A 15,604-nucleotide genomic window follows, 5' to 3' on the forward strand; every position below is an offset into this window, starting at 1 on the left:
ATCTAGATATATCTTTTTAGTAATTAAATAGTTTATTTAGCACATTAAGTATAATTATATGAAATTTGCAAGATTATAATTGAATCAAAAATTAAATTGAAATTATAGATATTTAATAAAAATATTAAATATAACTTGAATGATATATTAATATTTAATGATAAAAATTGAAATTTAACAAAAATGTTTAACATAAAATAAATAAAAGAAGAGAGAGTATTTTGTTGCATTTGGAATAAAAAGGAAGTATAATTATTATATAAAAGTTATATTCATATAAATATAAGGAGAATTTATGATAAAAGAAATATGTAGAATAAATACTTTAAACAAAAGAAAATCTATAATTATTTTAATGGTATTATTATTTATTACTTTCATAACGTTATATATCTACAGACCTTATATATATTCAAATAATATATTTGATTATTCATTAGCTAATTCACTTCCAAGTCTTTTAAATACACTAATAATATATAAAGTTATATATTGTCTAAATAAGTCCATAGAGAAAAATAATGCTGATAAAATTTTACTTATGTTTGCAGTTCCTATTGGATGTATATTATCTGAATTAATCCAAAAAACATTATATTTAGGAACTTATGATTTTAATGATATTATATTCATAATATTAAGTATTCCAGTAATATTTTTATTAGAAAAGTTTAATTGATTATTACTTTGAATAATTTTTAATTTAATAGAAAATAAATTTTAAGAGGATTCTACAAAATATAGAATTCTCTTATATTGTTTTAACTTATTTTTGCTAAAATATTTTTAATATAGTAGAGTTAAATTATTTACCCATTAAATACATGTATTCAGCATATTGAGGTGTACCTAATGCAAATCCACCTGCAACTTCATTAATTGTTCCTGTAACATAATTTGAATCATCACTTGCATAATATAATACTGATCTTGCTATATCCTCAGGTACACCAACACGATTTAGAGGCACATGTTTTAAGAAAGATTCTCTAAATTCATCACTCATATTATTAAGAGCTGCTTTAGTTGCTATAAGACCTGGAAGTATTGCGTTACATCTTATATTTTTGTTAGCGTATTGCAAAGCAATATTTTGTGTTAAAGCATTTACTGCAGATTTAGATACACAATAAGCAGTTCTTGATAAGTCAGGAACTATAGAACCTATACTTGATATATTTATTATGCTGCCTCCACCACTTTTTATCATATAAGGTATAGCTCTTTTACTTGTTAAATAAACACTTGCAATATTTGATCTTAATATGCTGAAAAATGCATCAGCATCACCATCTACAACGTTACGATCTAATTTTACATTTGTTGCACCATAATTATTAACTAATATATCTAATCTTCCTTCATTTTCATAAACAGTATCAATCATTTCAAAATAAGTATTTTCATCTTTAGCATTAAAGTATACAAATTTAGCTTTTCCACCTTCACTTAAAATACGCTCTACTGAGTTTTCTTCTTCAATTCCTGCAATGTATACTGTAGCACCATGTTTTGCTAAAAGTCTTGCAGAAGCAAAGCCTATTCCCCTTGATGCAGCTGTTATTATAGCCACTTTTCCTTCTAAATTTTTCATAAAAGTCCTCCTTAACTGTAGTAAAAATTTTAATACTTAAAAAAGTATTTAAAAAACATTGTAATAATATTTTTAAACATTTTAAAGTTATATAAATGTTATAAATATAAAGTTTATAAAGATAACATTAATATACAGTTAATAAAATATATAAATTAATAAAAATAAGAATATTTTCTTAGAAAGTGTTCTTATTTTTATGCTTTTTTGTGTATTTTATATTTTCTTTTATTTAACAATATAAATAAAAATTACAAGTTGTTAATAAAAGAAATTTTATATAGAAAAAACTTAATAGAGTTAATAAAACTTTATAATATTTTAGGGCGAAAATAGGTTATATTATTGTACAGAGTAATATGAATTTTGGGGAGGAAGACTATGGCTATTGATAATGAATTAGATGAAGTAAAGTATATATTAAAAAGTAGTAACCTATGTGATGAAAAAAATATTGATGAATTTTTAGATGCTTTGAAAAATAGAAAAGTTACTGAATTAAAAGCTTACATAAAGGGATTAGAAAATCTTATATATAATGATTATTTAACAGGAATCAATAATAGGAGAAGCCTCTATAAATACATAAATAATTTGAATGTGTCTAAGGGAGAATTTAGTAATATAGCATTATTTATTTTAGATTTAGATAACTTTAAAAATTTCAATGATACCTTTGGACATTTTGTAGGAGACAAAGTTTTAATTTCAGTTGCTAAAGCCATTGTAGATACTTGTAAAGATGCTTTTGTTGCAAGAATTGCTGGAGATGAATTTATAGTAATTTATAAAGATATTACTGATGAAGAGGCTGTTATGAAAATAGGAGAAAATATTTTAAAGGCAATAAATAACATATACATTAAAGATGCTGATTTTAATAAAATTTCAGCAAGTTTAGGGGCAGTTATCGGATGTAAAGATGGGGATAGTATAGAGGATCTTTTAGTAAAAGGTGATATTGCATTATATAAAGCTAAATCTATAGGAAAAAATAAAAGTGTACTTTATACCATTAAATTAGATAAGGAAAGAAAATTCACTTTAGAAATAGAAAAAGACATTGTAAAAGCTATAAAAAACGATGAAATAGAAGTACATTATCAACCTAAGTATACTTGTAAGAAAAAATTAGTAGGATTTGAAGCTTTATTTAGATGGAATAATCCTAAATATAAAAAGATACAAGTTTTAAAGATAATAAACATAATAGAACAAAGTAATTCCTTTGAGATTTTCAATGATTACATTATGAAGGAAGCTTTCAAATTTTCTAAAAAAATAAACAAAAAAAATACTAAAAACCCAATAAAAGTTTCTATAAATATATCTTCAAAACAAATAATGAGTCCAAATTTTATTTTTAAATTTAAAGAGTTATTAAGAGAAGAGGAAGTAGATCCTAAATTTATAGAAATTGAAATTACAGAAACTGTACTTTTAGAAAATATAGATGAAAATATAAGTAAGATAAAAATTTTAAAGGATATGGGTGTTTCTATATATTTAGATGACTTTGGAACAGGATATTCATCTTTAAAATACTTAATATCTCTGCCTGTATCAGGAGTTAAGATAGATAGAGGTTTTGTGGCAAAAATGAATAAGGGAGAAGAATATATAAAACTATTAAATTCAATTGTTAAAATATGCTGTACTTTAAAATTACCAGTTGTAGCTGAAGGTGTTGAAACAGAAAAGGAATTAAACATTTTAAAGAAGATGGATATCAAATATATTCAAGGGTATTTATTCTCAAAACCATTGCCGAAGGATGAAGCTTTAAAGTTACTTAGAAAATAAAGATAAAATATTTAAGGAGAGAACTTTTATTATCTATTCCAAAATAATAGCTAATACTTATTAAAATATGTTTTATAAAAAATAATTATAGAAGGTGATAGTTTTGATAGAAATAATTGTGTATATAATAGCAGGGATTTTAGCGGGAACAGGTATTGGTTTAGTTGGATTATCGGCAGCTTCAATTATTACTCCTGTACTTGTTGTTATTTTGGGATTTAGTGCTTATAAAGCAATAGGTATAGCACTAGCTGCCGATGTATTAGCTGCAATGGTATCATCAATAACTTATTTTAAACATAAAAATATAGATTTGAAAAATGGAATAATAATGATGATATCAACTATGACTTTTACTTATATTTCAAGTTGCTTTGCTAAAAATATTTCAAATGATACATTAGGGAGCATATCAATATATGCAACAATATTTTTAGGAATAAGGCTTATAACAAAACCGATAACAACTCCAAAGGGTGAGGTAAATAAAAATAGAAGTAGGAAAAAGCAAATAATATTATCTATAATATGGGGGGCATTAATAGGAGTGGTTTGTGGTTCTATAGGTGTAGGTGGAGGAGTTATGATTTTATTAGTTTTAACTTCTATTCTTGGATATGATTTAAAGACAGCTGTTGGAACAAGCGTATTTATAATGGCTTTTACAGCCCTTACAGGATCAGTTACTCACATTATTCATGGAGGAACTAACTTAATGGCAATGGCTTTTTGTGGTATTTTTGCCCTTATAAGTTCTAGAACTGCAGCTATTTTTGCAAATAAAACAGATGATAAAAAGTTAAATAAAATAACAGGAATATTTTTAATAATATTTGGTGTTATTTTATTATGTATAAAATTATTTGGACATGTAATTTAATACATAGATTTTTAAATAAAGACTAAGAATTAAGAGATAACATTAAATTTAACAAAAGTTATCATTTTAGACACAAAAAAACAATTGGGTAAATATTTATAGATTTGTTTATGCCTTTAGCATAACAAGTCTATTTTTATTGAAACTTTTTATAATTTTTTTATTATAAGTCTTAATATATGTATTTTCTTATTTATATTATAAATTTTTAATATTATAAAATATAGAAGTAGAGGTGTATAATTTTTATTAGTAATTTAATATTAAAATAAAATTTTGATAAGGAGTAGGTTATTATGAAAAAAATGAAGACTATGGATGGTAATACTGCAGCAGCTCATATATCTTATGCATTCACAGAAGTTGCAGCAATCTATCCTATAACCCCATCATCACCAATGGCTGAACATGTTGACGAATGGGCTGCTAAAGGAAGAAAAAATATCTTTGGACAACCCGTTAAGATTGTAGAAATGCAATCAGAAGGTGGGGCATCAGGTGCAGTTCATGGAGCACTTCAAGGTGGAGCCTTAACAACAACTTATACTGCATCACAAGGATTATTATTAATGATTCCTAACATGTATAAAATTGCTGGTGAATTACTTCCAGGAGTATTTCATGTAGCTGCTAGAGCAATAGCTGCTTCATCACTAAGTATATTTGGAGATCATCAAGATGTCATGGCAACAAGACAAACTGGATTTGCAATACTTGCTGAAGGCGCAGTTCAAGAAGTAATGGACTTATCAGCAGTAGCACATTTATCAGCTATTAAATCAAGAATTCCTTTCATAAATTTTTTTGATGGATTTAGAACTTCTCATGAAATACAAAAAATTGAAGTATTAGACCAAGAAGATTTAAAACCATTAATTGATATGGAAGCTTTAAGAGGATTTAGACAAAGAGCTTTAAGTCCAAATCATCCTGTAACTAGAGGAACAGCTCAAAACCCAGATATATATTTCCAAGAAAGAGAAGCTGTAAATAAATTCTACGATGCAGTACCAGATATTGTTGAAGGATATATGGCTGAAATTACAAAGTTAACTGGAAGAGAATATCACTGCTTCGATTATTATGGTGCAAAGGATGCAGATAGAATAATAATCGCTATGGGTTCATGTACAGATTTATGTGAAGAAACAGTAGATTACTTAAATGCAAAGGGACAAAAGGTTGGTGTTGTTAAAGTAAGACTTTACAGACCATTTGATGTTGAAAGATTAAAGAAAGCTATTCCAGCTACTGTTAAGAAAATTGCTGTGTTAGATAAAACTAAAGAACCAGGAAGCAATGGAGAACCACTATACTTAGATATTGTGAATGCATTTAATGGAGATAAAAATGCTCCTGTAATTATAGGTGGTAGATATGGATTAGGTTCAAAGGATCCAAATCCAAGTCATATAGTTGCTGTATATGACAACTTAGCTAAAGATGAACCAAAGAAAGGATTTACTATAGGAATTGTTGATGATGTAACTAATACTTCATTAGAAATAGATAAGGATATAGATGCAACTAAAGAAGGAACAGTTGCTTGTAAGTTCTGGGGACTTGGATCAGATGGTACTGTTGGTGCAAACAAGAGTGCTATTAAGATTATTGGAGATCATACAGAAATGTATGCTCAAGGATACTTCTCATATGATTCTAAGAAATCAGGTGGAGTTACAGTATCTCACTTAAGATTTGGTAAAACTCCAATTAAATCACCTTATTTAATAGATAAAGCTGACTTCGTAGCTTGTCATAATCAAGCTTATGTTCATAAATATAATGTTTTAGACGGATTAAAGAAAAATGGAACATTCTTATTAAATACTATTTGGACTCCAGAAGAAGTAGATAAGCATTTACCTGCTTCATATAAGAGATATATAGCTAAAAATAATATTAAATTCTACACTTTAAATGCTGTTAAAATAGCACAAGAAATTGGTCTTGGTGGAAGAATTAATATGATAATGCAATCAGCATTCTTTAAATTAGCTAATATTATTCCACTAGATGATGCTGTTAAATATTTAAAAGATGCAGTTGTAACTTCTTATGGTAAGAAGGGACAAAAAGTTGTTGATATGAACAACGCTGCAATTGATAAGGGAATAGAATCACTAGTTGAAATTAAAGTTCCAGCAAAATGGAAAGATGCTAAAGATGAAGCAAAACCTGAATTAAAGGGAGCAACAGAATTTGTAAAGAGAATTGTTGAACCTATGAATAGATTAGAAGGATTTGACCTTCCAGTGTCAGCATTTAATGGAATGGAAGATGGTACTTTTGAACAAGGAACAGCTGCCTTTGAAAAGAGAGGAATAGCTATAAATGTACCAGAATGGGATAAGGATAAATGTATTCAATGTAACCAATGTTCATATGTATGTCCACATGCTGCAATTAGACCATTCTTATTAAATGAAAAAGAAAAGGAAAATGCACCAGAAGGATTTAAATCAGTAGCTGCTAAGGGATTAAAAACAGCTGAACCAATGAACTTTACAATTCAAGTAGATCCAATAGATTGTACTGGATGTGGAAACTGTGCTCAAGTTTGTCCAGCACCAGGAAAGGCTTTAGTTATGAAACCAGCTCATACTCAAGCAAAGGAAATGGAAAACTTTGAATATGCAACTACAGAAGTATCTGTAAAAGAAAATCCAATGAGCAAAACTACTGTAAAAGGTAGCCAATTTGAAAAACCATTACTTGAGTTCTCAGGAGCTTGTGGTGGATGTGGAGAAACTCCATATGTTAAGCTTATAACTCAATTATTTGGAGATAGAATGATGATATCAAATGCAACTGGATGTTCATCAATATGGGGAGGTTCAGCACCTTCAACTCCATATACAACTAATCATAAGGGCTTTGGACCATCTTGGGCTAACTCATTATTTGAAGATAATGCAGAATATGGTCTTGGAATGTTCTTAGGAGCTAAGGCTATAAGAGAAAGACTAGTTCAAAAAGCTAATGACCTTATACTTGCAATAGAAGAAGGAGAAGCTAAGGAAGCTCTTAAAGACTTTGTAGAACACGTAGAAGATGGAACTGGAACTAGAGAAAGAGCTGATAGAGTTATCAAAGCTTTAGAAAAATTAGATAATGATATTGCAAAAGAAATATTAGAAGAAAAAGACTTCTTAATAAAACCATCACAATGGATATTTGGTGGAGACGGATGGTCTTATGATATTGGATATGGTGGAGTTGACCATGTACTTGCATCAGGTGAAGATGTAAATATATTTGTATTTGATACAGAAGTTTACTCAAATACTGGTGGTCAAGCTTCAAAGGCAACACCAACAGCAGCAGTTGCTAAGTTTACTGCATCAGGTAAGAAGACTAAGAAGAAAGACCTTGGAATGATGGCAATGAGCTATGGATATGTATATGTTGCTCAAGTTTCTATGGGAGCTGATAAGAACCAAGTTCTTAAAGCAATAGCAGAAGCTGAAAATTATGATGGACCATCATTGATAATAGGTTACGCTCCATGTATTAATCATGGAATTAAACTTGGAATGGGTAATAGCCAATTAGAAGCTAAGAGAGCAGTTGACTGTGGATATTGGAGTATGTATAGATATAATCCTGAACTAAAGGGAACTGGAAAGAATCCATTTACTTTAGATTCAAAGGAACCAAAGGGAGACTTTAGAGAATTCCTAATGGGAGAAGTTAGATATGCATCTCTTGCTAAATCATTCCCAGAATTTGCAGAAGCATTATTTGAAAAAACATATAATGATGCAATGGAAAGATTAGAAAACTATAAAAAATTAGCCTCAAATTAATATTTTTATTGCCATAACAAAAATATTATAATAAAAAGCGAATTCTTAATTGAATTCGCTTTTTTTGCAAATAATTTTTATGAAAAATTAAGAATATTATAAAAGGGTAAATTAAATAATAACACATAGCTATCTTAAAGTAATTGGAGGAAAATCATAGTATCCTATTAAAATATATTCAAATTGAAAAGTTAGTGATAAATTAGGGCTAATATGGCTAAAATAAAGGGTTTATAGTTTTTACAGCATAATATTTTAGTGGTATTATGTATTTAAATTTAGAGGATGAGGTGATTTGAAATGAGCACTCAAGGTACTAGAAAATTTAGAGAAAAAGCTATTGGTTATGATAAAGAAAGAGTTTCAGAAATGAGAAGAGAAGAAGAAAAATCAGAGAATTTAAATAAACACAAAGGTTGTGGATGTCACGGAAAAAAGGAAGAAATTGAAAGACTAGATGAAGAGACTGAACATAAGAAATGTGGATGCCATAACAAGAAAAACTAGAGTTTATAAAAAGAGGGAGGAATAGTTATGGATATGTATGAAGAAGTTGATGTAGAAAAAGTATTTTCAGGTGAAGATAATATAGATGATTTTAATAAGTTTTTAAAAGCATATGGAATAGAAGATGGATTACAAGACGTTACATTAAAGCATACAAAGGATAGGTTAGAAGCTCTTATAGCAATAGCAGAAGAAGGAACTGATCCAAAATTAACTGCAAAGAAAGCTTTATTAAAGAAGATGTTAGATAATCTAAAAAATGAAAAAGATAAGATAGCAGCAATGAAAGCTTTAAAGAGAATTTATTCAGAAGAATTTTCAATGGAAGATATGGATATAAAAGAATTAGACAAAAAGTTAAAACATTGTTTAAGAGAATATAAAAAGTATGAGCATTTTAAGAAACATGAAGAAAGAATTGCTGATAAATGGATTAGAAATTTAACTAAAAAAGGAAATAAAATAGAAAATTAATATATATAATAATAAAGTTTAAATACAGTAGAAAGTAAAAGTTTAGTTATAAATGAACGTTTATTTTCTACTGTATTTTAATTTTTAGTAGCAGATAATTTGTGAATAAAGTGTTAATTAAAGACACAAGTAAATTAAAATTTCATAATAAAAGTATCAAAAAATTAAGAATATTACTATGTAAAAATGGGAAAAATTTTTGTATAATTAAAGTAAGATATAAATTTAAAGATATATAGATTAATTAAAATTTTAGGAGTTGATGATTATTTATGGAAAAAGGTGCCCTCATAAAGTTGGATAGTAATGAATTAAAGGATGTGTTAAAGGTTACTTCCATAGCAACTTGTTTGGAGATTATATTGTATAATTTGGTATTACTTTTGGATTTTGAATTATTAGGACCTACTTGGATTGAGATTTTAGCAATAGTTACTATATTCTCTTTGCAGTTTACATTTATATATCTTACAAAATCATTAGATAAAACATTAGAAGCATTAAAATAAATATAAGAGCAGCCTAAATTAAGGCTGCTTTTTCTTATATATTATTGGATCTTTAAATCCCAAATTAACTTTTCTATTTTTCTCAAAAACTTCACTAACCATTAAAATTCCATAATAATATAATATTTTTCTAATAAAGAAAATAAGTATAAAGTATATATTTAATAAAAAATAATTATATAGGAGAGAAGCATGGGATTTAAATCAAAAATGGTAGATAAACTAATAAAGTTTAAGGTGTATAAGTATGTGCCTGGCAAGGTAATAATTGAAATGAAGTGCTTAAAGATGATTTCAAGTAAACATAGAAATTATGAGATATTTTTGCAAAGAGCTATTATGAAGTTAAAAGGAGTAACTAAAATAGAATTTGATTTATATAAAGGATATGCAACTATTAATTATGATGAGAATAAGCAAAACAAAGAAAATATAATTAAGTGGATAGGTAGCGTAAAAAGTATCGGAATAGACAATTTAGATTTAATAAGGTCTTATGGAGACAAAAATTTAGATTATGTAGTTGAAGTTATAGAGAAAAAACTTGATAAAGAATCTAAAAAGTATATGTTAAAATAATAACGATAAAATTAAGATAACGTTACACATATTGGTGTTACTTAGGTTAATAGAGGTGCAAAATAGAGAAAAATATAGGTATTGTGAAATAAATAACTAATAATAAAATATGGGTTAAATATTTAACAATAAAGTATAAGTTTGTTGAAAGAGTTAATAATATTTTTATATATAATATAGTTAATATTTTTTTGAAAAGTTTTGTATTAAATAATGTAAAAAATAATATAATTATTGCAAAATCAATGGAATAATTAGTATTTTTTTACTTACAATAGGACATGAGTATATGTAAAAATTTTTTTGTATATGATATAATTAAGTAATTAAAATGAGGATTACAGGAGAGTGATAATTGTTGGACTCTAGTTATACGGGGCAGATTATTTTATTAATAATACTTCTTATATTATCAGCATTTTTTTCAATGTCAGAAACGGCACTTATGTCTTTAAGTAAAATTAGAATTAGACATATGGTTGAAGAAGGTGTAAAGGGAGCTAAGCTTGTAGAGAAGTTAATAGAAGATCCAAATAAGCTTTTAGGAGCTATTTTAATAGGAAATAATATAGTTAATATAGGAGCATCATCTTTGGCTACATCCCTTGCAGTTAAGATGTCAGGTGGAAGTGAAGGTGCTGTTGTAATTGCAACTGGAGTAATGACTGTTTTAGTTCTTATATTTGGAGAGATTACTCCAAAATCCATTGCAAAGCAAAAGTCAGAAGCTGTTTCTTTAAAGGTAAGTAAGCCTATAAAGTTATGCGTTTTTATATTTAAGCCTTTTGTTACTATCTTTACTATAATATCATCAGTATTTATAAAAATATTTGGAGGAGATCCAAAGGCTGCTGAACCATTTATTACAGAAGAAGAATTAAAAACAATGGTTGGAGTTAGTGAAGAAGAAGGCGTTCTTGAAGATGTAGAAAAGGAAATGATTTTTAATGTTTTTGATTTTGCAGATCTTCAAGTTAAAGATGTTATGGTACAGAGAGTTGATGTTACAGCTATAGAAATTAATGATGGATATGATGAATTGTTAAAAGTAATAAAGGAAGAACAATTTTCTAGAATTCCTGTGTATGATGACACTATAGATGATATAGTAGGTATATTAAACGTAAAAGATCTTATTATTGCAGGATATAATGGTGGAGAGCTTATAGTTAAAGATTATATGCGTGAACCTTTATATACCTTTGAATTTAAAAAGATTACAGAACTTTTTACTGAAATGAAAAAATCAAGAAATCATATGGCAGTAGTTTTAGATGAATATGGTGGAACTGTTGGGATTGTAACAATTGAAGACTTAGTTGAAGAAATTGTTGGAGATATAGAAGATGAGTATGATAAAGAGAGAGATAGCATTGAAGTAATAAAAGAAGATGAATATGTAGTTGATGGAAGTGCTAGACTTGATGATGTAAGTGATCTTATAGGAGTTAACATGGAATCAGAGGAGTTTGATTCAGTTGGAGGACTAATTATAGGAGCACTTGGTAGAATTCCAGAAGAACATGAGGAAGTTGTAATAGATAGAATCAAGTTTGTGGTGGAAGAAGTAGAAAAAAATAGAATTATGAAGGTAAGAATATATACTTAGAGTAAAAGGACAGCTTTGGACTGTCCTTTAATTCTATATTTTTATATTTAAAGTGGTGATTATTTTTGAGTTATATAAATTTAGCTATTAGTGAAGGTAAAAAAGCATTAAAATTAGGAGAAATACCTGTTGGTGCAGTTATTTTAAAAGATGGACAAGTAATAGGAAGAGGATATAATTTAAAAGAAAGTAAAAAAAGTGTTATTGCTCATGCTGAAATAATTGCAATAGAGGAAGCTTGTAGAACTATTGGAGATTGGAGATTAAATGGTTGTGAGATGTATGTAACTTTAGAGCCATGTCCAATGTGTGCAAGTGCTATAGTTCAGAGTAGAATTTCAAAACTTCATATAGGGACATTTAATAAAGATATGGGAGCCTGTGGCTCTGTTATTGACATAGTTAATAATAAGTATTTAAACTCATATTTAAAAATTAATTGGCTATATAATGAAGAGTGCAGTAATCTTATGACTGATTTTTTTAAAATGAGAAGAAAAGAAAGAAATTTAACTAAAAAGTAATGAAGAAATAACTATTATTTGGTATATTAATATAAAATATTAAATTAAGGGAGGTATGATATGAATAATCCAATAGCCTTTGAACTCTTTGGATTTAAGGTTATGTGGTATGGGGTGCTTATAGGACTTGGAGTTATTTTAGCCTTTGCATTAGCTTATATAAATGCCAAGAAAAAAGGATTAGATTTTGATGCATTAATTGATATATTTCTAATTGCATTTCCTTGTGCAATAATAGGGGCAAGAGCATACTATGTAATTTTTGAATGGAATAATTATAAAGACAATTTACTTGATATATTTAAAATAAGAGAAGGTGGACTTGCTATTCATGGTGGGCTTATAGGAGCTTTTTTAGCAGCTTTTATATATACAAGAGTTAAAAAAATAAAATTTTTAGCCTATGCTGATTTAGTTGCACCATCAATAATATTAGCTCAAGGAATTGGTAGATGGGGAAACTTTATGAATAGTGAAGCTCATGGAGATGCCGTATCTTATGAGTTTATATCTAAATTTCCTAAGTTTATTCAAAATGGAATGAATATAAATGGACAGTTTTATAATCCTACTTTTTTATATGAATCAATATGGGATATATTTGTATGTGTTTTATTAGTAATAATACTTTATAAAGTTAAAAAAGGTTATGAAGGAATTGTAATAAGTTCATATATGATTTTATATTCTGTTGGAAGATTTTTTATTGAGGGGCTAAGAACAGATAGTTTAATGTTTTTTGGACTTAGAATAGCTCAAATAATATCTCTTTGTGGAATTGTTTTAGGATTAGTGTTTATAATTTATATTATTAAGAAAAATAGAAAATAATTATTAGTATATTTAAAGGAATATCTATATAGGTATTCCTTTATTTTTATAAAAAAAATTATCATTTGATTAACATAATTATACTTAATTAGAAAAATAAGAATATAAACTTTAAACAAATGATAAAAAAATAAAAAAATGTTAATAAGAAATGATTGATAAAGTGACATAAAAATACATGTAAAAGTATTAAGTTTATTAAAAAATTCACTAAAAATAAGTGTAAACGATATAAATAAACTAAATTTTGAAAAAATATTGAACTTTAAAAAGAATGTGGTAAAATATAATCATATCACAAATGTTAAAAAAATAAACAAATGTTAAAACTGCTTTGTGATAATTTGTATTTAAGTGGAACATAAAAATAAAAAAATTAAATAACTAATTACTCTAATTTGATACTATAAAAAGCTTTATGTAAATGTATTCTTAGGCTGATTTATAGTTTTATAATAGTAAAATTAGTTTATTTCTTTATATTTAATAGTAATTAAATAGCTATAGACTTTATGATAACGTTTGCTAGATTGGTGCTTTAAAATGCTATGAATATTTAATTTGACTTCAATGTAGTTAATGCAGAGATTTAATACTTTTTGCGAAACTATATTTAAATAATAATTAAGGAGGATTTTTTATGGAATCAAAAAGTAAAAGTACTTCAAGTAATCAAGAAACTGGACTTATAAAAAAATTTTTTAAAATAAGTCTTTTTGGGATACCAATGCCATTATTTCTTTTTGGACTAGTTATAATTATTTTAGGTATACAAACTAAATCTTTACCTAAAGATATGGTTGGAAGCTTATTTTTAATATTTACTTGTGGTATAGTTTTAGGTAAATTAGGTGACTCAATACCTATTTGGAAAGATTATCTTGGTGGTGGTGCAATACTTGCATTCTTAGTAATGTCATGGCTTGTGTATGTTGGACTTATACCAACAGTATACGTAAAAAATGTAAAGTCACTTTTCAGCGGTGGATTTTTAAATTTATACATATCTATAATGATTTGTGGTTCATTATTATCCATTGATAGAAAGTTCTTAGCAAAAACAATAGGAGGATTTATTCCAATGGTTCTTATTGCTACAGTTACAGCTGGAGGCTTTGCTGTATTAGGAGGACTATTAACAGGGGTACATCCTAAAGATGTTATATTAGATTATGCACTTCCTATTATGGGAGGCGGAAATGGTGCAGGTGCTATACCTATGAGCCAAATATGGGGACAAGTAACAGGTAAAGATCCAAAGATTTGGTATTCATCTGCAATGGCAATATTAACAATAGCAAATATTATAGCTATTATAGCTGGTGCACTTTTAAATGGAATTGGTAACAAAAAACCAGAATTAACAGGTCACGGTGAATTAATAAAAGGTGTTTCCAATGCAAAATCAGAAAAATCTACTTTTAAGGCAACATTTGAAGATGGTGCAGCTGGATTATTTATAACACTTGCATTTTATTGTTTAGCAAATCTTTTTGGAAAAGGATTTTTCCCAACTATAGGTGGAGTAGTAATTCACCCATTTGCTTATTTAGTTGTTTTTGTATTATTAGCTAACGGATTTAACTTAGTTCCAGAAAGAATAAGAGTTGGAGCAAAGCAAGTACAAAAATTCATGGTAGGTAACTTATTCTATGTTCTTATAGCTGGTGTTGGATTAGCTTTAGTTGATTTCGGAGCATTAATAAAAGCATTTAACTTAACAACAGTAGTAATTTCATTATTTGCTGTTATTGGAGCTATACTTGGACCTTGGTTAACAGCTAAAGTCTTTGGTTTCTATCCTATAGAATCTGCAATAGCTGCTGGATTATGTCACGTTAACAGAGGTGGATCTGGAGACTTAGAAATATTAGGAGCTGCAAAGAGAATGAACTTAATGGCTTATGCTCAAATAGCTACAAGACTTGGAGGAGCATTAATATTAGTATTAGCAGGAGTTCTTTTCAGTATATGGCTTTAGTAAGTAACATATAATATATTTAAATGAAATATAGGTCTCTTTAGTTAATTTAAATAGGTTAGCTAAAGAGACTTTCGTTTTATTTATTACTTATATAAAATTTTATTTTTAATGTTAAAATTTTTAGTTTATATATTTATATAGAAAAATAAAATATTTTATTAAAGTTAATTGCATTGTTTTATTAAAGGTAAGTATTATGTATAATAAGTATGAAATATAATTAAGTAGGTGAAATTTTGAAAAAATTATCGTATATACTAAATGCAATAGAAATAATTGTTTTAATATCAATTATATTTTTAGTACATAATAATGTAATAAGGGGAGCCTTATTTGTATTTTTAATACCAATACTTTTAATAAATGGACAAATAAAAAAACAGTTATATTCTGAATATAAAAATGATACTGAGAATAAGAAATAATATTTAAAAAAATATCTCTTATTCTTACAAAATGTTTCTATTGAACTAAAATAATATTTGTGTTAGAATGATGAAG

14 protein-coding genes are annotated in these 15,604 nt (G+C 27.0%); 13 read left to right on the forward strand and 1 reads right to left on the reverse strand.

Annotated features, from left to right (window positions below; translation table 11 throughout):
* Nucleotides 1–295: 295 nt before the first annotated feature.
* Nucleotides 296–679 (forward strand): hypothetical protein, encoded by a 384-nt coding sequence (locus tag J2S18_RS11095; protein ID WP_307486923.1) that lies wholly within the window; start codon nt 296–298, stop codon nt 677–679.
* Nucleotides 680–805: 126 nt separating this feature from the next.
* Here the strand turns inward: J2S18_RS11095 and hdhA are convergent, their stop codons facing one another.
* A complete protein-coding gene (gene hdhA, locus J2S18_RS11100; RefSeq protein ID WP_307486924.1) occupies nt 806–1,594 on the reverse strand; it encodes a 7alpha-hydroxysteroid dehydrogenase in 789 nt (262 codons plus the stop codon).
* A gap of 381 nt (nt 1,595–1,975) precedes the next feature.
* On the opposite strand from hdhA, the gene J2S18_RS11105 reads away from it, so the two are divergent.
* From J2S18_RS11105 to J2S18_RS11160, 12 genes are all read left to right on the forward strand, one after another.
* A complete protein-coding gene (locus J2S18_RS11105) occupies nt 1,976–3,397 on the forward strand; it encodes a putative bifunctional diguanylate cyclase/phosphodiesterase (RefSeq protein ID WP_307486926.1) in 1,422 nt (473 codons plus the stop codon).
* Nucleotides 3,398–3,491: 94 nt separating this feature from the next.
* Complete coding sequence (locus tag J2S18_RS11110; RefSeq protein ID WP_307486928.1) at nt 3,492–4,277, forward strand: sulfite exporter TauE/SafE family protein; 786 nt, start codon at nt 3,492–3,494, stop codon at nt 4,275–4,277.
* Nucleotides 4,278–4,573: 296 nt separating this feature from the next.
* Nucleotides 4,574–8,086, forward strand: coding sequence for a pyruvate:ferredoxin (flavodoxin) oxidoreductase (gene nifJ / locus J2S18_RS11115; RefSeq protein ID WP_307486930.1), 3,513 nt, complete (start codon nt 4,574–4,576; stop codon nt 8,084–8,086).
* 300 nt (nt 8,087–8,386) lie between these two features.
* Nucleotides 8,387–8,593: a hypothetical protein gene (locus tag J2S18_RS11120; protein ID WP_307486932.1), complete on the forward strand. Its 207-nt coding sequence runs from the start codon at nt 8,387–8,389 to the stop codon at nt 8,591–8,593.
* Between the two features lie 27 nt (nt 8,594–8,620).
* The gene (locus J2S18_RS11125; RefSeq protein WP_307486933.1) at nt 8,621–9,067 is read left to right on the forward strand and encodes a hypothetical protein; all 447 of its coding nucleotides are present in this window, start codon (nt 8,621–8,623) and stop codon (nt 9,065–9,067) included.
* A 296-nt stretch (nt 9,068–9,363) separates the two neighbouring features.
* Nucleotides 9,364–9,576 (forward strand): hypothetical protein, encoded by a 213-nt coding sequence (locus J2S18_RS11130; protein WP_307486935.1) that lies wholly within the window; start codon nt 9,364–9,366, stop codon nt 9,574–9,576.
* 192 nt (nt 9,577–9,768) lie between these two features.
* A complete protein-coding gene (locus J2S18_RS11135; RefSeq protein ID WP_307486936.1) occupies nt 9,769–10,155 on the forward strand; it encodes a heavy metal-associated domain-containing protein in 387 nt (128 codons plus the stop codon).
* A 358-nt stretch (nt 10,156–10,513) separates the two neighbouring features.
* A complete protein-coding gene (locus tag J2S18_RS11140; RefSeq protein ID WP_307487014.1) occupies nt 10,514–11,764 on the forward strand; it encodes an HlyC/CorC family transporter in 1,251 nt (416 codons plus the stop codon).
* Between the two features lie 65 nt (nt 11,765–11,829).
* Entirely contained in the window at nt 11,830–12,288 is a 459-nt protein-coding gene (locus J2S18_RS11145; RefSeq protein ID WP_307486938.1) for a nucleoside deaminase, read from the forward strand.
* Between the two features lie 60 nt (nt 12,289–12,348).
* A complete protein-coding gene (lgt, locus tag J2S18_RS11150) occupies nt 12,349–13,119 on the forward strand; it encodes a prolipoprotein diacylglyceryl transferase (RefSeq protein ID WP_307486940.1) in 771 nt (256 codons plus the stop codon).
* Nucleotides 13,120–13,759: 640 nt separating this feature from the next.
* Nucleotides 13,760–15,100 (forward strand): 2-hydroxycarboxylate transporter family protein, encoded by a 1,341-nt coding sequence (locus J2S18_RS11155; RefSeq protein WP_307486942.1) that lies wholly within the window; start codon nt 13,760–13,762, stop codon nt 15,098–15,100.
* Between the two features lie 239 nt (nt 15,101–15,339).
* Complete coding sequence (locus J2S18_RS11160) at nt 15,340–15,528, forward strand: hypothetical protein (protein WP_307486944.1); 189 nt, start codon at nt 15,340–15,342, stop codon at nt 15,526–15,528.
* The last annotated feature ends 76 nt before the right edge of the window (nt 15,529–15,604 follow it).

Origin of the sequence: Eubacterium multiforme (genome assembly GCF_030813415.1) — a bacterium.
Lineage (GTDB): Bacteria > Bacillota > Clostridia > Clostridiales > Clostridiaceae > Clostridium > Clostridium multiforme.